16 protein-coding genes are annotated in these 17,564 nt (G+C 43.7%); 12 read left to right on the top strand and 4 right to left on the bottom strand.

Annotated elements, in window-relative coordinates; all coding sequences use genetic code 11:
• Nucleotides 1–59: 59 nt before the first annotated feature.
• Nucleotides 60–383: a hypothetical protein gene (locus B808_RS01210; protein ID WP_009166902.1), complete on the bottom strand. Its 324-nt coding sequence runs from the start codon at nucleotides 381–383 to the stop codon at nucleotides 60–62.
• A gap of 115 nt (nucleotides 384–498) precedes the next feature.
• On the opposite strand from B808_RS01210, the gene B808_RS01205 reads away from it, so the two are divergent.
• Complete coding sequence (locus B808_RS01205; protein WP_009166903.1) at nucleotides 499–2,331, top strand: FAD/NAD(P)-binding protein; 1,833 nt, start codon at nucleotides 499–501, stop codon at nucleotides 2,329–2,331.
• Nucleotides 2,332–2,450: 119 nt separating this feature from the next.
• Here B808_RS01205 and B808_RS01200 read toward each other — a convergent pair whose 3' ends face one another.
• Genes B808_RS01200 through B808_RS01190 form a run of 3 tightly spaced genes read right to left on the bottom strand, consistent with a single transcriptional unit; the run spans nucleotide 2,451 to nucleotide 5,656 of the window.
• Nucleotides 2,451–3,467 (bottom strand): NADP-dependent oxidoreductase, encoded by a 1,017-nt coding sequence (locus B808_RS01200; protein WP_009166904.1) that lies wholly within the window; start codon nucleotides 3,465–3,467, stop codon nucleotides 2,451–2,453.
• Nucleotides 3,468–3,491: 24 nt separating this feature from the next.
• Nucleotides 3,492–4,664 carry a hypothetical protein gene (locus tag B808_RS01195; protein WP_009166905.1) on the bottom strand — a complete coding sequence of 391 codons (1,173 nt, stop codon included), beginning with the start codon at nucleotides 4,662–4,664 and terminating at the stop codon, nucleotides 3,492–3,494.
• Nucleotides 4,665–4,681: 17 nt separating this feature from the next.
• Nucleotides 4,682–5,656: an asparaginase gene (locus B808_RS01190; RefSeq protein WP_035421452.1), complete on the bottom strand. Its 975-nt coding sequence runs from the start codon at nucleotides 5,654–5,656 to the stop codon at nucleotides 4,682–4,684.
• Nucleotides 5,657–5,793: 137 nt separating this feature from the next.
• Between B808_RS01190 and B808_RS01185 the strand changes: the two genes are divergently transcribed.
• The 11 genes from B808_RS01185 (at nucleotide 5,794) to B808_RS01135 (ending at nucleotide 17,516) form a co-directional block, all read left to right on the top strand.
• Nucleotides 5,794–6,165 carry a hypothetical protein gene (locus tag B808_RS01185; RefSeq protein WP_035421450.1) on the top strand — a complete coding sequence of 124 codons (372 nt, stop codon included), beginning with the start codon at nucleotides 5,794–5,796 and terminating at the stop codon, nucleotides 6,163–6,165.
• A 28-nt stretch (nucleotides 6,166–6,193) separates the two neighbouring features.
• Nucleotides 6,194–6,538: a hypothetical protein gene (locus B808_RS01180; RefSeq protein ID WP_009167095.1), complete on the top strand. Its 345-nt coding sequence runs from the start codon at nucleotides 6,194–6,196 to the stop codon at nucleotides 6,536–6,538.
• Between the two features lie 46 nt (nucleotides 6,539–6,584).
• Nucleotides 6,585–8,936, top strand: a complete 2,352-nt coding sequence (locus B808_RS01175) for an ATP-dependent DNA helicase (protein WP_035421448.1) — start codon at nucleotides 6,585–6,587, stop codon at nucleotides 8,934–8,936.
• 79 nt (nucleotides 8,937–9,015) lie between these two features.
• Complete coding sequence (locus tag B808_RS01170; protein WP_009167093.1) at nucleotides 9,016–9,471, top strand: Fur family transcriptional regulator; 456 nt, start codon at nucleotides 9,016–9,018, stop codon at nucleotides 9,469–9,471.
• Nucleotides 9,472–9,622: 151 nt separating this feature from the next.
• Nucleotides 9,623–10,735, top strand: coding sequence for a DUF3290 family protein (locus tag B808_RS06320; RefSeq protein ID WP_009167092.1), 1,113 nt, complete (start codon nucleotides 9,623–9,625; stop codon nucleotides 10,733–10,735).
• 159 nt (nucleotides 10,736–10,894) lie between these two features.
• The gene (locus tag B808_RS01160) at nucleotides 10,895–11,587 is read left to right on the top strand and encodes a VIT1/CCC1 transporter family protein (RefSeq protein WP_035421446.1); all 693 of its coding nucleotides are present in this window, start codon (nucleotides 10,895–10,897) and stop codon (nucleotides 11,585–11,587) included.
• A 9-nt stretch (nucleotides 11,588–11,596) separates the two neighbouring features.
• Nucleotides 11,597–12,298 carry a VIT1/CCC1 transporter family protein gene (locus B808_RS01155; protein WP_035421445.1) on the top strand — a complete coding sequence of 234 codons (702 nt, stop codon included), beginning with the start codon at nucleotides 11,597–11,599 and terminating at the stop codon, nucleotides 12,296–12,298.
• Nucleotides 12,299–12,497: 199 nt separating this feature from the next.
• Complete coding sequence (locus tag B808_RS01150; protein WP_009167089.1) at nucleotides 12,498–13,715, top strand: quaternary amine ABC transporter ATP-binding protein; 1,218 nt, start codon at nucleotides 12,498–12,500, stop codon at nucleotides 13,713–13,715.
• Entirely contained in the window at nucleotides 13,708–14,583 is an 876-nt protein-coding gene (locus B808_RS01145; RefSeq protein ID WP_035421443.1) for an ABC transporter permease, read from the top strand. The genes B808_RS01150 and B808_RS01145 overlap by 8 nt, the downstream gene beginning before the upstream one ends.
• A gap of 12 nt (nucleotides 14,584–14,595) precedes the next feature.
• Nucleotides 14,596–15,507, top strand: a complete 912-nt coding sequence (locus B808_RS01140; RefSeq protein ID WP_035421440.1) for a glycine betaine ABC transporter substrate-binding protein — start codon at nucleotides 14,596–14,598, stop codon at nucleotides 15,505–15,507.
• Between the two features lie 89 nt (nucleotides 15,508–15,596).
• A complete protein-coding gene (locus B808_RS01135) occupies nucleotides 15,597–17,516 on the top strand; it encodes a M13 family metallopeptidase (RefSeq protein WP_009167086.1) in 1,920 nt (639 codons plus the stop codon).
• The last annotated feature ends 48 nt before the right edge of the window (nucleotides 17,517–17,564 follow it).

Genomic DNA, 17,564 nt, shown 5'->3' with positions numbered 1-17,564 from the left:
TATTTCTTAACCAGCTGACCATTCTGAAGTGGGGTGCTAATTTAACCCCGCACACCGAGCTATCGACCCCCGGCAATCTGTTGGGCAGCGGTTTCTAAGTCCAAGCGTAACTGCAGTGCATCTGCTTTAAAGTCTGCCACTAGATCAATGCCACGAGCCTGATACGTCCCCAACTGTTTTCCGGTCACACTTGAAAAAATCAAAGTTCGGTCATCGGCCAGTGTAACGGTATCATAGAATCCCTCTTCTGCTGCAATTAAATACTGCTGGAGCAGTTGTTGCACGGTCTGTAGAATCAGGGTGCGTTCGGTTATCTGGTTACCAGCAGCGGCTTGCCGACCGAGCTCTTGGTTAATTTCTTCCATATTTTCTGGAATCGCCATTGATTTCTCCCCTTTAATTCAATAATCTGATTTATTATAACCCAATTTACTGAATATCTGAAAGAAAGCAATTTTAATAAACGTATGCTAAAGTAGGGCTGAAAGGAATGATATTATGCACATTGGCATTATTGGCGCTGGTCCGCGAGGTCTCATTCTCTTAGCAGACCTTTTACAGGCAGCATCACAAACAGGGAAACTCTCAATTTCACTTTTCGATCCCAATCCAATTGGGGGCAAAGTTTGGTCCCCAACCCAACCTTTGGATTACATTATGAATTCACCAGCACAACTAGTAACCCTATTTAATGATAATCAACCCGGTGCAAACTTCTATGAATGGACTCAGAGCAAGGTTGCTCGTGACTTCGTTACCCAGGAAAACTATCAGCATGACTTTTTGGCGCTGATGGAGCAGTTACAGCCAAATGACTATGCTCCGCGAGCTCTCTTTGGTGTTTATTGTCAATGGTTCTATCGCCAACAATTAAACCGGTTGGTCCCACAGCAGCAAGTTACTTATTTACCAACCACGGTCACCGCCGCCCAACCAACTTCCACTGGGTTCATCCTGGTGACTCCCAAACAACAAATCAATGTTAACAAACTAGTGATTAGCTCTGGAAATGTTGCAAATCAACTAACAAAAACTGAACAAGCGCTTCAGGACTATGCAACCGCCCATCAGCTAACCTATCTTGGTCCCAATCACCCCAACGAAGTTGATTTGACTAACATCAAGCCTAAAACTAATGTCATCATACGGGGGATGGGTCTTTCGTTTTTTGACTATCTTAGCCAACTTACAACTGCTCGGGGTGGTCGCTTTACCCGGAGTGGGGACCACGGTTTGACATATCATCCTTCTGGTCAGGAGCCCCATATTATTGCGGGATCTAGACGGGGAGTGCCTTATTATCCAAAACCAATCAACCAAGCCCAAGTTGGGGAACAACGACCTGCTATTTTTTTAAATCCTGCTCACATCCAGCAGGGATCAGTTGCTGGCAAGTTGCCATTTAAAACTTTTATTAACCTCGTCCAAGCAGAAATTGAGAACGTCTACTATCGCATCATATTGCAAAACAATCATCCCCAATCTGATGTCGCTGAGTTTAGCGCTGGCTTTGCGGCTGCCGCTGATCGCACAGCCTTCTTAAACAACTACCACTGGCATCCCGGCGAGCGACTGGATTGGAAAACCATCCTAAATCCTGTCGCTGGAACTAAAATTACGAACATTGCCGATTACCAACAGACCCTCCAAACTTGGCTTGCCAAGCTGGTGGCCGATGCTCGGCAAGGTTCAAATCATGCTCCCATTACAGGCGCACTTGCCACGCTGATCGATCTACGAACCACTATTCAACGGCTAGTCACTGACCAGGCCTTTACCGATCGTGATTATGTAGAAAAATTTCTTCCGAGCTTTAATTCATTTGCCGGATTTCTAACTGCTGGTCCACCAGTCGCACGCTATGATGAACTGATGGCTTTAATGCGGGCTGGAATTGTAACAATTCTTGGACCACAACTTCAGGTGGTCGGAGTTAAACACCAATTTTTGGCTCGTTCCAAATTTTATCCAGATGAACCTTTCCTTGCTCAGGCAATAATTGAAGCCCGGTTACCTAGTGCCAATTTAAAACGGACCACGAATTCTTTATTAGTTTCTTTGCGAAAACAAGGTATTATCACTGCCTACCAATTTCATCCTGAGAACAATGAAACCGTTACTAGTGGAGCAGTAAAGACTGACTTATCCACCTACCATCCGATTAATCAGCAAGGAAAGCCAAATGATCAACTTTACGTCTGGGGTGTACCCTTGAGTGGCATTGAGTGGATGACAACTACTTTGCCACATCCTGCCGTCCATGATCATAATTTTTCCGTTGCCGATTTGATTACCGAACAACTGTTAGCGAATCCCGCTGCTTCATCATAAAGAGAAGACGAATCATCGTGATTTCACCGTTCACCATCGTTAATCTGAGGTAGCCTACTTAAAAACCTTTATAAATTAAAAAACCGCTCACACTGTGGGCGGTTTTTATTGTCATTACACTATTTTTGAACTTGGACAATCAATTTACCACGTACGTGACCAGCCTTAAGCTGATCGTAAGCAGCTCCCGTTTCTTCCCAAGGAAAAACCTTGGCAATCACTGGATGTAATTCATCGTGGGTGACCCAATCAGAAATTATTTTCAGTTGGGAACCGCTTGGATGCATCAATAAAAACTGGTATTTAGTTTGCTTTGCCCGCGCTCGTCGCTGTAATGGGTAACTAGCCGCCGCAAACATTAATTCTTTCAAAATCCCCAGCTGCTGTGATTCCGCGAGTGCTGCAGTTGGGACCCCACTGATACTAATAACTTGACCACCAGGACGCAAAATCTGAAAACTATCCTGCAAGGCCCGACCACCCAGCGTATCGAAAACCAGATCATAGTCATGAAGCACCTGTGAGAAATCCGTCTTTCGGTAATCAATCACCTGATCAGCTCCAAGTTGGCGCAAAAAGTCAGCATTTTCAGCACTAGCGGTCGTGGCAACAAAAGCTCCCATTCGTTTGGCCATTTGAATGGCCAACACACCAATTCCACCAGCTCCAGCTTGAATTAGCACCCGTTCTTGGGGTTGGAGATTTGCGACATCATGAAGCACTTGGTAACTGGTCAGACCGGTTAACGGTAGCGCGGCTGCTTCCGTAAAACTCAGTTTTTCTGGTATTTTAGCAACCTGTGTTGCTGGTACCGTGAGATACTCAGCCAAGGTTCCCGCATGCTGGTGATCAGGACGTCCATACACCCGATCACCGACCGCAATACCGGTAACTTGCTTTCCAACGGCGACTACTGTCCCCGCGAACTCATTGCCCATGGTGAGGGGCAACTTCGCTTTCATCAGTGGTTTCATTTTGCCCGCCTGAATTTTGTAGTCCACGGGATTCAAACCGACCGCCATAACGGCTACTAAAAGCTCATCTGCCGCTGGTTGCGGGGTAGCTACGGTAGCAAAAGCTGCTGGTCCTTGATAACTTTTAAATTGATAAGCTTGCATCTTAGTTGAAATTTCCATCATAACCTCCGTTATTGCATAAATCTAATGGTGACCTAAAAATTGTTGCTTGGTCAGTTCAGCATCAAGATAGTCAAAAGCTATCTCAACCACTTCACTGCATCTGAATCGTTTCCGTTTACTAATCAATGGATCATCTTCATCAAAGTACCGCAACCCAAGTTCCCCGGGCTGGCGACTGCGAATCGGCAACCCAAAGTAAGCCGTCCCGTCCGTCAATTTAATGCGTACTAGCCGTTTAAACCGGCGGGACTGTTCGAGAATCATTTGAAATAAATCAACCGTTTTATCAAAGGCGCGCTCATCGTTTAGGAGCGGCTGCCGATAGGTTCCCTGACTAAGATTTAACCCCACAAAATGATTTAACAAGCGTAGATAATCACTTTTAATAATCACCTGTCCAATTTCATCTAATCGAATCAACTCATATCCACCAAACAGTCCATTCATATCCACCACTGCAAACACCGCTGCATTAGCATTAACCGCCCGCACTTGACCAATGAAAAATAATTCTGGTTTAAGTTTGGGAACCATAATTACCCGCTGTCCGTTTTCACAAGCCCGGTTGAGAATCGCAAAGATCTTGAGTGATGTTGTCTCACTAAGGGGTTCAAGATGGGGCCGAAAGAGCAACGAATGTGATTGACCTAACAACCGCAACTCAGTCCCTAAAAATTCCGCCGAACAAATCTGATGCTGATCTAGTTGGCGCTGCCCCGCTTCCCGATTATCAAATTTGTCAAAAGTACGTAACTTGACGTGGTCTCGCTCCACAGCGGTGACAAACCCTTCCAGCATCGTCCCATCCTGCAGAGTTAATAAGAGTGCTTGTTGTTCAACCAGCGCCGTACCCAATACCTGGGTAAGCAGCGCCACCTTCTGATTCAGCTGATAAGGAACTGGCTGTGCGTCAATTAATTTTAGCCGTTGCGCCATTTGAATCCGCTGTTCCATTTTAGCAAGGTCATCACTTTCAAAATCAACATCAAAAATGTCCTGGTAGGTCAAGTAAACGTAACCATTTGCCAAGCCATCTTCCGTGTAGGTCGTCATAATGACCCCACCCTGATCAAGAGCTACCACGATCCCCGTATAAAAAATAGAAGAGTTGTTTTGCATGACGTTTACCAAAGTTTCTTGCTGCAAAGATATTCGCAGATTTTCTTTAATTTCTAAGCGCTGTTCTGATGCCATTTTCCCACCTGTTTCTGCTACGAAAGCGCATTAGCCATGTAATTATGCAATGCGGTTCCGGTCTTTCCGCAACTCAAGCCGACAATTAATTTAATTCGGGCTTTTTGCCCGTTTAGTTGCTCACAAAACGTCAAACCAAGGGATCGTAATTCAATCCCCCCACCTTCGTAAGCATAAATTGGTTGAGCGGCACCGCTTAAACATCTGGATACCAAGATCAAGGGAATCTTCGCCTTTAATAAGGATTTAATCGAAGTTAAAACCGAAGCTGGCAAGTTCCCGGCTCCCATTGCTTCAATCACAACCCCCCGAGTTTCTGGACGATTAACGGCGTTTAACAAGAGATCATCCATCCCCGCACTCGCTTTTAACAAGTACACGTGATCGACTACGTGATCAATCTGGCTATAAGCACTGCCTAACAACTGTTGCGCAAAAGAAACCTGACCATGATCAACCGTCCCTAAAGTTCCATAGACGGGATCTTTAAAAGTATCAATACTGGTCGTATGGGTCTTTGTAACATAACGAGCCGCATAGATTCCACTGTTGAAAACGACTAACACTCCTTTATTTCTGGCACTGTCACTAGCTGCCACTTGGATGGCTGATTTGAAATTAAATACTCCATCTGCCCCGATTTCATTGGACGAGCGCATGGCACCAGTAACTACCACTGGAATCGTGTTGGGTAGTGTTAAATCCAAAAAATAGGCGGTCTCTTCCAAAGTATCGGTTCCATGAGTCACCACCACTCCATCAATTCCATTATCAATCGCTTGCTCAATACGTCGTTTCACCCGTAACATCGTCGCAGGCGTCATCTGCGGTGATGGTAAATTTAATAATTCGTCGTTTTCTAATTGAATGTCAGTTAATCCCAAAACTTCATTATTATCAATGGGATTTTTTTCATTTGGTAGCACTCCGCCGTTCACTCCTTGTGACATCGAAATCGTCCCACCAGTGTGAATTGCTAGAATTTTTTTCATGAAGTAAACTCCTATAATTATAAAATACTCAGCTTATATAGTACCACACTCGCCACCCATTCGATGGATTGACCAAATCTAAGGGTTTCATTTCGATCGCTTCTCAACTATACTAAAAAAATAAGGAGTCCTTACAAATGAAAGAATCGGAACGTTACTATCAACCGCATACTTCCAAAGAAGCACTCCGCAAAGTGCAAGCACTCTTCAATTCCTACTGTCGAGCACCGCTGACCACCGAACTCCTGCAATATCATCACCAGTTAACGCAACAGGTTGTAACTGATATTTTACCGGCAGCCCGCCGTGAACAACAACCGGCTCGTGTCGCTGCCGCCAACCGCATTTATCAAATCATGTTACGTTGGTCAGCTGTGCGCTTAGCGGGTCAGCCTTGGATAGGGAAACTGGTTGACTTTCAGCTAATTGAACCACAAAATAGCCCCAAACGACAGGTTCGGACCACCAAAATACATTCGCACCAGCCAGGTCGCAGTGTTCGTCACTAATCAACTAACCATATAATGAGGTGTTTTCATGGCAAAACGAAAAAAAATTGAACGTCAAGAACGCGCAAAGGTCATCATCGATATGAACGACTTTTTGATTAAATACGCCGAATCAATCCTAGGACCAAAACCTGATTTAGCTCAACAACTGTATCAGGCGGGGAAAGATGAGATCAGCGGTATTGATCAACTCCTACAAGATGACGGTTTTGGTCGCAAAGATAAATACGAAGATATTGCTACCGGCTTTGTCTATAACTTCTATCAAGTCGATTCTGCAACAAATAAACAAGTTGCTAAAGAATTAGTGCAAGAAGCCATTCGTGATATGGGGAAAAATGCTAAAAAATACAATCGCTGGGCCGAAGAGTAAACAACCCTAGTGGTTGTTTTTTTACTAAACAGAGGAGTTGATTGCCATGCCCAGTAGGATCGGTGTCCGCGAGTTGGTCAGCTTTATTCTTCGTAGTGGCGACCTCAATCGCCAACAAACTAGTATGAATACCGCCCAGGCTGGAACTAGAATTCACCAACGACTCCAGCGAAAGCAGGGAAAAGCCTATCATGCTGAATACGCTTTATCAACAACCATCCAACTAGCCGACCAGCCTTTACTGGTCCACGGTCGCGCTGATGGGGTGGTTTTCGCAGCGAAGCACGCACAAATTGATGAAATTAAAACTTCTGATGTTGAATTTTCTGAACTAACTGAAAATCAGTTGCAGCTTTACTGGGGACAAGTAAAAATTTATGCTCACCTCCTATTTGCTGAAAACCCGGAGCTTTCTAGTATTACTATGCGCTTGATCTACGTCCAAACCCCTGAAGAAACTAGTAAGATTACTACTAAAACGATCGATCGACAAAGCGCTGCCGCCTTTTTTAAACAGGTTACCGATGAGTACGCAGAATGGCTGGCACTAAAAACCAAGCTAAAACAGGAATGCATCACCAGTGCTAATCAGGTTAACTTTCCCTTTCCAAAGTTTCGCCAAGGTCAACGCCAACTTGCGGCGGTCGTCTATAAAACGATCGTAAATCGACGTCACCTCTTCGTGGAAGCCCCAACCGGTACTGGGAAAACCATTTCCACCATTTTCCCCGCTATTAAAGCCTTAGGGACTGGGCAATGCGAACGTATTTTTTATTTAACAGCTAAGCAAAGTACCCGCCGGGTAGCCGAGCAAGCCATTGCAGCTCTCAGCCAACAAGGACTACGTCTTCACAGTCTGACGATTACGGCCAAGGATCAGATCAGATTTCCAGCCGAACAGGGCGTAGCAGATGATGCCAATCCCTACATGCTAGGCTATTATGATCGACTCAAACCGGCACTCAAAGATTTATTGCTTCATCAAAACCAACTAACTCGTCCTATCATTGAGCGTTATGCACAAACCTACCAGCTGGATCCCTTTGAATTTTCACTGGATGCCAGTCTTTTTTGTGATGTCATCATTGGTGATTATAACTATTTATTTGATCCCATCATCCATTTACAGCGCTTCTTTGCCGTTGAAAATCCACTAAACTGCTATCTAATTGATGAAACCCATAACCTTGTGGATCGGGCTCGCGAAATGTATTCCACAGAGCTTGATGACGAACCAATTCAACCACTATTAAACGCCCTTCCAGCTGATCAAGCGACGCGTAAAGTCAAGACTGCCCTACGCCGCGTCCAACGCTCTTTTACTAACCTAAACCAATCGTTGGTGGAACAGCAGGTCGAATTTATTAATCAAACTAACCCTGACGAAGATTTCAATACTGCCATCGAAAAACTTAGTGCCCGCTTACATCAATGGCTTAGAAAACGGGAGCCGAGTCCACTTGTCGAGCAGGTTCTCGCCTATTACTTTGTCTGTTTACGCTATCTAAAGCTCGTTGAACTTTTTAATGACCATTTTCGTTGGCGGGTATTGCGGGTCGATCAAAAAACCTGTGTCCGACTCCTTTGCCTGGATCCCAGTCCGTTTATCGCTGAAACCCTGCAACAAGGGGGCGGATCCATTTTATTCTCAGCAACACTCTCACCGCTACCGTATTATCGCCAGCTCCTAGGTGCTGAATCTAACAGTCTCCAATACCAGTTACCTTCACCATTTCCACCCGCACGACAAGCGGTTTTGATCACATCGTATCTAAAAACAACTTATCAAAACCGGACAAAGGAACTGCCCCAGTTATTGGCAAGTCTAAAAATTTTAATTAGTGCCAATCCGGGGCATTACCTGGTTTTCATCCCCTCTAATGTTTACCTAGATCAGATTTATCAAGCCTTCCTTAGCAAATATCCCGAAGTAAAGACCGTGAAACAAACGGCTGACATGTCTAGCGATGACCGCGAATCTTTCTTACAGGCCTTTGCCCCTGAGCAACCACCAGTCCTAGGCTTTGCGTTACTGAGCGGTATTTTTTCAGAAGGAATTGACCTAGTTGGCAAACAACTGATTGGCGTTGCCATTGTTGGTGTCGGTTTGCCAAAGATCAACCCTGAAACTAATCTTCTCCAGGACTATTTTACCCAAAAAAATGGATTCGGCTTTGCATACGCCTATCAACTCCCCGGCTTTAATCATGTCTTGCAAGCCGCTGGACGATTGATCCGTTCTAGTACTGATCGTGGGATTGTTGCTCTTTTTGACCAAAGATTCACTCAGAAAAGATATACCAGGCTATTTCCGCCTCATTGGTCTCATTATCAAGTTGTGTGCAACCAACATCAGTTTAAAGAAAAGGTTAAGAATTTCTGGAATGAAGATTTATAATCTTTATTAGTTGAAATGTTGCCCCGGTTGGTTCTATTATGTTTAGGGTAACAAATTTTTAAAAGGAAGGAGGCTTATTATGGCGGACGAGCGATATGATAATGCAATGCAACGTTTGAAAGATAACGATGTGCGGATTACCCCCCAGAGACAAATTATTTTAAAGTACTTGATTGATACTGATGACCATCCCTCAGTTGAAACTATTTTCCATATTTTGGGAAAGACGTTTCCAAATTTGAGTATGGCGACTGTATATAACAATTTACGACTTTTCAAGCGGTTGAATCTCATTATTGAGATGCCAAGCGTCGACGGTGGTTATCGGTATGATTTTTATGACCATCCCCACTTGCATGCAACTTGCGACAATTGTAATAATATTTTTGATTTGGAAGATCCAGAATTTGAAGAGATTGAACAACATTTCAAAGAAATTGCTACTAAAGATGGTTTTAAACCAACCATCACAAATGTAGAAATTCACGGAATTTGTTCCGATTGTCAAAAGAAAGAAACTGCTCAAAATAAATAGCGTGATTTAAACCCCATGAATTGGTCGATTTCGGCTGAATCATGGGGTTTTATCATGGTTAAACTAGCAGTGCCCTGTTGTTAACTGCTCTTAGGGGTGGATTCTGTTATAATAGTTATTAAATTAAACTTATCATCTAAGGTGGCGGATTATGAATTTATACTCGTATCAATATCTCATCCATAACTTCAGCGCTAGTAATTATCTCTTTATTGGACTCGTCATCCTCATTGCTACAATCATCAGTTGTACCGCCTTCTTTTATTATCGTAACCGTAATAATCCGCGGTTTAGAAATCTGCTGGTGCTCGTCTCTCTGATCGGAGCCTTAATCATTGTGATGCAGACCGGTCAGTTTCTCGAACAACAAAATTCTGATACCAAAACCGGACAAACGGTAACGGTTTTAAAAAAAATTGCGAAAGAAAAACAGGTTCCACTGAACCAAATGTATGCCAGTTCTAATAATCTTAGCGATGGAATGACGATCCAAGCTGGTAATCATTATTTTGTCTTGCATTTTAATAATGATTTATCTAATTACCGTTTAGAGCCCGTCAAGCTGGTTAGTTCACCAAAACATATCAATAAAAGTAGTTTTAGTCTGACCAGCATTATTGATAATAACAATGACTATGGCACGGTCGCACTCAAATTTATTGTCGGCTTCATCATGATCGTCTTACAAATCAACCTCTCTGGAAAGGGAAATTTGGCGCCCTCTAATGCGGTTGATCAGCTCCAAAACTACATTCTTGGGGGGATCATTGGCGGAGTTATCTATAATCCCCAAATTACCGTAATGCAGTTTGCAGTCATCTTACTAATCTGGGCCGTGATTGTTTTTACCGCTAAGTTTTTAACTGGTCAAAGTAATCTACTCAATCGTTTCATTAACGGTAATCCACAAGTCTTGATTGATAACGGACAAGTTAACGTAACTCGGTCATTACAAAGTGGTATCAATGCCAATGAGCTAGCTTTTAAATTAAGAACTCATGGAATTACCAGTGTTAAAGATGTTAAAAATGCTACCTTAGAGCAAAATGGTCAGTTAACCGTTACCACCTATGATGATGAATCCGTTAACTATCCGATTATCACCGATGGTCAAATTAACAAGGCTGTCTTAGACCATCAAAAACTTACAGAAACCCAACTAGAGGAAATGTTGGCTCAACATCACACTCGTTTAGAAGACATCTATATGGCACAATTTGTAAATCAAAAATTAGAGATTGTGCCATATCCCACAAAGAAATAAATCTAAATAACTCTGAAAGATCAACGTCTCAAACCAAGATGATAATTGTTTGGTTTGAGATTTTTTTAATTTGTTACTAAATTAACTTTACTTTTCGAGTAAGATGGTCTAGAATATAATTGATATAAATTTATAAATATTATAAAGGAGTTGTCTTTCATGAGTCAACAACCAAAATTTTCACTGGCCCAAAAAATCAATGTTTTACGGGCCAGTGTCATGGGAGCAAACGACGGTATTCTCTCAATTGCTGGGATTGTACTCGGGGTGGCTGGTGCTTCCACCAGTGACTGGGCTATTCTCATTTCCGGATTAGCTGGGATGCTAGCTGGAACCGTGTCGATGACTATGGGTGAATATGTTTCTGTCAACACCCAAAAAGATTCCGAACGTCAGGCGATCACTCGCGAAAAAAGTCGCCTTAAGCATCACTTTCAAGCGGAGTTTAAATTTGTGGAGCAAAAATACCTTGCTACTGGGATTGCTCCTGAGCTGGCTACCCAAGCCACTCATGAAATGATGGATAAGGACCCCTTGTTAACTGCGGTCAGAGAGCGCTATTCGTTTGATCCCACCAAATTCACCAGTCCCTATGCCGCTGCAATTGCTTCAATGATTTCCTTTCCCTTGGGGTCGCTGCTTCCACTCATTTCGATTTTTATTGGTCCATCGCACTGGCACGTTCTCACCACCTTTGTAGCAGTGGTTATTGCGCTAGCTATCACCGGCTACATTGCTGCTATTTTAAGCCAGGCCAATCGACTCCGGTCACTGTTGCGCAATGTTATTTCTGGATTGATTACGATGTCCGTTGCTTATCTCATTGGACGCTTAGTCGGGATTTTGGCCTAGGAGGAGCTTATGAAATTACCTAATCGTCATCGCAAAACCACCATGGATGAAAAATTAAATGTCCTGCGAGCCGGTGTTCTTGGCTCCAACGATGGAATTCTGACCGTGGTTGGAGTACTGTTCTCCGTTGCGGTTGCCAATGCGAATCCATTTACAATTTTTATCGCCGGGCTGTCTGATTTATTGTCGTGTGCTTTCTCGATGGCTGGTGGCGAATATGCCTCCGTTAGTTCCCAACGTGACACCGAAAAAGCAGCCGTTGCAAAGGAACAACGCTTACTAGAAGTGGATTTTGCAAGTGAACGTGCCGATGTCATTGCTTACTACCAAGCCCGAGGCATCAGTGAAGCCACGGCAACAGCCATCGCTGATGATCTCCTAAGCAAACGGCCCCTGCAAACGATGATATCAATCAAATACGATCTTGAGATTGACCGCTACATGAGTCCCTGGAGTGCTGCATTTTCTTCCCTAATTTCGGCCGCCAGTGGAGGCGTCTTGCCTTTATTAGCGATGACCCTCCTGCCCAGTAATTTAAAATGGGATGGAACCATTCTAGCCGTAATCATAGCTGTTGCCATCACTGGTTTTCTCAGCGCCAAACTTGGTAATGGCATGGTCAAGATTGCAGTAATTCGGAATGTGTTTGTTGGAATCATTACTATGTTTATCCATTATTTTGTTGGGATTATTTTTGGACATTATTTCTAAATGTAATTAATTTTTACTAAAAATAAACCTGCGGGATCCCTTACTCAGCATTAGCTTGACCACGCTTAAAAGTTTTAAAAATTCCGTCATATCGGCTTTTTCAAGTTGTAACTTGTTTGACAATTCAAACTTGAACTTGTTATGTTGTTATGGAGGTTTTTTTAATTTGGAGTTACCTCGAATAGAAAGGAGTAGTTCTGTGGCTGAAAAACAAGTCAAAATCAAGGTCGACCATCTTAGTAAGATTTTTGGTCCCCATGTTAATAAAGCACAAGAACTTTTGTCAGCAGGAAAAAGTAAAGCCGATATTCTAGCTCAAACCAATAGTACGGTAGGGGTTGACAATGCCGACTTTACCATCAATGATAACGAGATTTTCGTCATCATGGGGCTTTCCGGATCTGGAAAATCCACAATGTTGCGAATGTTTAATCGACTCATTGAACCTACCTCTGGTACTATCTATGTCGATGACGAAAATATTATGCAACTAAGCGGTAAGGGCTTACTCGATTTGCGGCGCAAAAAAATGAGCATGGTGTTTCAAAATTTTGCACTTCTGCCTAACCGTACGATTCTTGATAACGCTGCCTTTGGACTAGAAGTCCAGGGAGTGGCCAAGGAAACGCGTAATCAAAAAGCACATGAATCACTGGAACTAGTCGGCTTAAAGGGCTATGACGATAGTTATCCCGACGAACTTTCCGGAGGAATGCAACAACGAGTGGGCTTAGCTCGGGCCATTACCAATGATCCTGACATTCTTTTAATGGACGAAGCGTTCTCAGCACTTGACCCGTTAAACCGACGCGAGATGCAAAATGAGCTACTGGATCTGCAACACCAATTGCACAAAACGATCATCTTTATCAGTCATGATCTGAACGAAGCTTTGCGGATTGGGGATCGGATTTTGATGATGCATGACGGTGACGTAGTTCAGGTTGATACTCCTGAAGACCTATTAACCCATCCGAAAAACGATTACGTCAAAGCTTTCATTGAAAACGTTGACCGTTCTAAGATTTTGACTGCCGGGAACGTCATGATCAAGCCTAATACCGTTAACATCGAAAAAGACGGTCCTAAAATGGCGCTCCGTCGCATGAACGACGATCAAATTTCTAGTATCTTTGTGGTCGATAACGACCGGCATTTCTTAGGACTCATCGATGCCGATGATGTTGATCAGATGTTAAAAAACAATCAGCGTGATTTACACGATGTTTTAAATACAAACATTCCACGTACTACCGCTGAAAAACCACTTTCTGATTTAATGGCCGAAATTTCAAAATCACCAGTTCCCTTTGCAGTCTTAGATGATGAAAAACATCTAGAGGGAATCATTCTCAGAAGTCGCGTGTTAGAAGCACTTTCTGGTGAACGAGTTGAAGGAGGCAGTGATCATGAATAACGCTCTAGTAATTTTAAGTGGCATCCCGGCAATTCCTTTAGCTAAATGGATTAACAGCTTTGTAAACTGGTTAACCGGCTTTGCTGGATTTTTCAATGCCTTAACTGCCGGGATTGGTGCCATCTTAGATTCGATTCAGTGGATTTTAGATCTTTTCCCAGCCTGGCTCTTCATTATTATAATTTTAGCCTTAACCTGGTATATCTTGAGGAGCACCAAACACTGGGGCTTCATGATTTTCGAACTGCTCGGATTGGCACTGATCTGGAATCAAGGCTTTTGGCACGATATGACCCAGACCCTCACTTTGGTATTAGCTACTAGTTTGATTATTATTGTCATTGGAGTTCCCCTCGGAATTTGGATGGCCAAAAGTAACACGGTTAATATGATCGTTAAACCGATCCTTTCCTTTATGCAAACCATGCCAGCCTTTGTGTACCTGATCCCAGCGGTGGCCCTCTTTGGTATCGGAATGGTGCCTGGGGTTGTTGCTTCCGTTATCTTTTCTTTGCCACCAATTGTCAGCACCACTTGTTTGGGAATCCAACAGGTTCCGGCAGACTTACAAGAGGCAGCTGTCGCATTTGGCTGTAATAATTGGCAAAAATTGTATAAAGTTGAACTGCCGATTGCTCGAACCACGATTATCTCTGGAATTAATCAAGGAATGATGTTAGCACTATCGATGGTTGTCATTGCTTCTATGATTGGAACGATGGGACTAGGTTCATTAGTTTACTTTGCCGTTGGTCGAAATGATGCCGGCGCTGGGTTTGCTGCTGGAATCGCCATCGTGATTCTTGCCATTATCTTGGATCGCTTATCAGAAGGTTTGGGTAGTAGCAAACGTCACCAGAACAAATAAGGAGGTGTCTGCATGCGCAAACGCAAATATTTAAAGACTGTACTCGGTCTCACAACCTTGGGAATACTCACAATAGCTCTGACCGCTTGCAGTATTACTCCAAAGAAATACGACTCAAAGGCTAAATTGGGTCCTCAGGTGCACACCACCATTACCGGAATTGATGCTGGTGCAGGAATTATGAGCTCAACCCAAAAGGTTATCCCCGCATATGGGCTGAAAGAACAAAACTGGCAGTTGCAAACTAGTTCCACTGCCGCCATGTGCAGTCAGCTACAAAAATCAATTAAATATAAACAGCCGATTGTGGTCACGGCCTGGCAACCACACTGGATGTTTAAAAAATACCCCATCAAGTTCTTGAAAGATCCCAAAAACATTTACGGAAAAGCTGAAGAAATCAAAACAGTTTCCCGCAAAGGCTTTGAAAAGGACAATCCAGGCGCTTATAAATTCTTTCAGCAATTTCACTGGAATTCTAATCTAATGGGCAACGTAATGTATCAGAATTTCAAGGGTGCTGATCCACAAACAACCGCCAAGCAATTTATCAAAGACCATCCCCAACAGGTTGCTGAATGGACGAAAGGTGTCCCCGATGGAAATGGCAAAAAGGTCCGGATGACCTACGTTACTTGGGACGATGCAATTGCATCAACTAACGTTACCGCTCAAATTCTGCGTGATAAAGGTTATAACGTCACAATTTCTGCCATGGAGGCGCAACCACAGTGGGCTTCGATTGCTCGAGGTTCTGCTGATGTAACTACGTCGGCTTGGCTTCCAACGACTTCTGGTCCCCTATACCAGAAGTTCAAAAACCAGGTTCAAGTCGTCGCTACCAACTGTCCTGGTGCCAAAGTCGGTTTGGCCGTACCAAAGTATATGAAAAACGTTAACTCAATTGAAGATTTAAAAAAATAATCTCATTTATAAAACCGTCGCTGTTTCCTTGCGACGGTTTTTTTGATACCATTTAAACAATTCCGTCAGCTTAGAAAGGATCTCAACCTATGAAAAAAACCGATTTTCCTATTAATCAAGCACTGCTAAAACAAGATCTCTATCAAGCAGTCAATGGGGCTTGGTTAAAACAAGCCGTCATTCCAGCGGATCACGCCTCCGTGGGTGGTTTCATGGATCTTGTCGATGACATTGACAAGACCCTGATGCATGATTCAGAAGCATTTCGCACTGGGCAAACAACACCGACCACGCCAGAGTTAGCTGAGTATACTAAATTTTACCGGTTAGCAATGGATTTTACTGCAAGAGAGCAGGCTGGTGCTACTCCGCTCCGTCCGTTAATCGACCGCGTTACTCAACTAACTTCTTATGCAGACCTTAATCAGCAACTGAGTGATTGGATTTTAACTGGACTCCCAGCTCCCCTTAGTCTAGAACTTGATCCGGATATGAAAAATGCCACCACCATGGCTCTCTATGCCAGTGGACCGGGACTGTTTTTACCTGATAAGACCTACTATCAAAATAACAATCCGGCTTACGAACAACTCATGCCCATCTTTGCTAAAATGAGTGCCCGCTTGTTAGAACTTACCGGTGTTGCCAGCCACGACGCCCAGGCAATAGTTAAACAGGCACAAGCGTTTGATGCCGAGGTTGCTAAATGGGTTAAATCAGCTGAAGAAGCGGCTGACTATAGCGATATGTACCATCCTTATACCGCCGAGCAGTTCGCCCACGCTACTTCTGCCCTAGATTTAAGCGCCCTGTTAAACGCTCTGGTCGACCAAGTTCCAGAAAAAATTATTGTAACTGAACCAGACTTTTTTACGCATCTCGGTGAATTGTTGCGTCCCGACAACTTTGAAAACCTGCGGGCCTGGTTGCTAGTTAAAACGGTCAACCGCTTCAGTAATTATCTTTCCGAAGAATTTCGCCAAGTTGGCGGGCAATTTAGCCGTGCACTTGCTGGCAAAAAGACCGCTGTCAAACCTGAAAAAGCGGCCTACTATTTAGCAGCCGGAACCTTTGACCAGGTGGTAGGTGATTACTATGGAAAACGTTACTTTGGTCCACAAGCCAAGGCTGACGTCCACCACATGGTTGAAGCTATGATTGACGTCTATCAGAATCGGCTCGCCCACAACGAATGGTTGAGTCCAAAAACCAAGCAAATGGCTCAGAAAAAACTGGCAAATCTTGGGATCCAAGTTGGTTATCCTGACCAGTTAGATCCACTTTATCAGCTCTTCCACGTTGACGAACAACAATCTCTATTAGAAAATACGCTTAATATCATTGCCATTAGCCAACGTGAAAAATTTGCCCAGTGGAATCAGCCCGTCCAAAGAACCCGCTGGGAAATGAGTGCTAATACCGTCAACGCTTACTATCATCCTTTCAAAAACATCATTGTTTTCCCTGCAGCGATTCTCCAAGCGCCCTTTTACAGCCTCGAACAGTCGCCAAGTGCCAATTATGGTGGCATTGGTGCCGTGATTGCCCACGAAATTTCTCATGCGTTTGACAACAATGGCTCGTTATTTGACGAAACTGGTAATCTACACAATTGGTGGACATCCGCAGATCACGAACATTTCCAACAGCTCGCTGACCGGATGATTAATCAATTCGATGGGCTTCCCTTTGCCGACGGAAAAGTGAACGGCAAACTGACAGTCTCTGAAAATATTGCCGATGCCGGCGGTTTGAGCTGTGCAGAAGCTGCTGCCAAACAAGCTACCCCGGTTGACTTGACCGAATTCTTTATTAACTGGGCTAGAATCTGGCGAACCACGGACACCACTGAGTACCAACAACTACTCCTTTCCATCGATGTCCATGCTCCCTCACCATTACGAGCTAGCGTCCAGGTCAAAAATCTGACAGATTTTTATACTACCTTCAAAGTTACTCCGACAGACGGAATGTATCTTGCTCCCGAGGACCGCGTTCAAATCTGGTAATGTATTATTTCCATAGTGAAAGCACCCCCAAAATTAATTTTGGGGGTG

This window comes from Fructilactobacillus florum 8D (assembly GCF_000512295.1).
Lineage (GTDB): Bacteria > Bacillota > Bacilli > Lactobacillales > Lactobacillaceae > Fructilactobacillus > Fructilactobacillus florum.
The sequence above is the reverse complement of the archived record's forward strand: the minus strand, read 5'-3'. Positions and strand labels throughout refer to the sequence as shown.

Bases quoted from the DNA above. Each gene is read 5' to 3' on its own strand.
- B808_RS01195 (WP_009166905.1), bottom strand. From the start codon at position 4,664: ATGGCATCAGAACAGCGCTTAGAAATTAAAGAAAATCTGCGAATATCT.
- B808_RS01185 (WP_035421450.1), top strand. From the start codon at position 5,794: ATGAAAGAATCGGAACGTTACTATCAACCGCATACTTCCAAAGAAGCA.
- B808_RS06320 (WP_009167092.1), top strand. From the start codon at position 9,623: ATGAATTTATACTCGTATCAATATCTCATCCATAACTTCAGCGCTAGT.
- B808_RS01145 (WP_035421443.1), top strand. From the start codon at position 13,708: ATGAATAACGCTCTAGTAATTTTAAGTGGCATCCCGGCAATTCCTTTA.
- B808_RS01175 (WP_035421448.1), top strand. From the start codon at position 6,585: ATGCCCAGTAGGATCGGTGTCCGCGAGTTGGTCAGCTTTATTCTTCGT.
- B808_RS01210 (WP_009166902.1), bottom strand. From the start codon at position 383: ATGGCGATTCCAGAAAATATGGAAGAAATTAACCAAGAGCTCGGTCGG.
- B808_RS01190 (WP_035421452.1), bottom strand. From the start codon at position 5,656: ATGAAAAAAATTCTAGCAATTCACACTGGTGGGACGATTTCGATGTCA.
- B808_RS01155 (WP_035421445.1), top strand. From the start codon at position 11,597: ATGAAATTACCTAATCGTCATCGCAAAACCACCATGGATGAAAAATTA.
- B808_RS01160 (WP_035421446.1), top strand. From the start codon at position 10,895: ATGAGTCAACAACCAAAATTTTCACTGGCCCAAAAAATCAATGTTTTA.
- B808_RS01140 (WP_035421440.1), top strand. From the start codon at position 14,596: ATGCGCAAACGCAAATATTTAAAGACTGTACTCGGTCTCACAACCTTG.
- B808_RS01200 (WP_009166904.1), bottom strand. From the start codon at position 3,467: ATGGAAATTTCAACTAAGATGCAAGCTTATCAATTTAAAAGTTATCAA.
- B808_RS01205 (WP_009166903.1), top strand. From the start codon at position 499: ATGCACATTGGCATTATTGGCGCTGGTCCGCGAGGTCTCATTCTCTTA.
- B808_RS01180 (WP_009167095.1), top strand. From the start codon at position 6,194: ATGGCAAAACGAAAAAAAATTGAACGTCAAGAACGCGCAAAGGTCATC.
- B808_RS01170 (WP_009167093.1), top strand. From the start codon at position 9,016: ATGGCGGACGAGCGATATGATAATGCAATGCAACGTTTGAAAGATAAC.
- B808_RS01135 (WP_009167086.1), top strand. From the start codon at position 15,597: ATGAAAAAAACCGATTTTCCTATTAATCAAGCACTGCTAAAACAAGAT.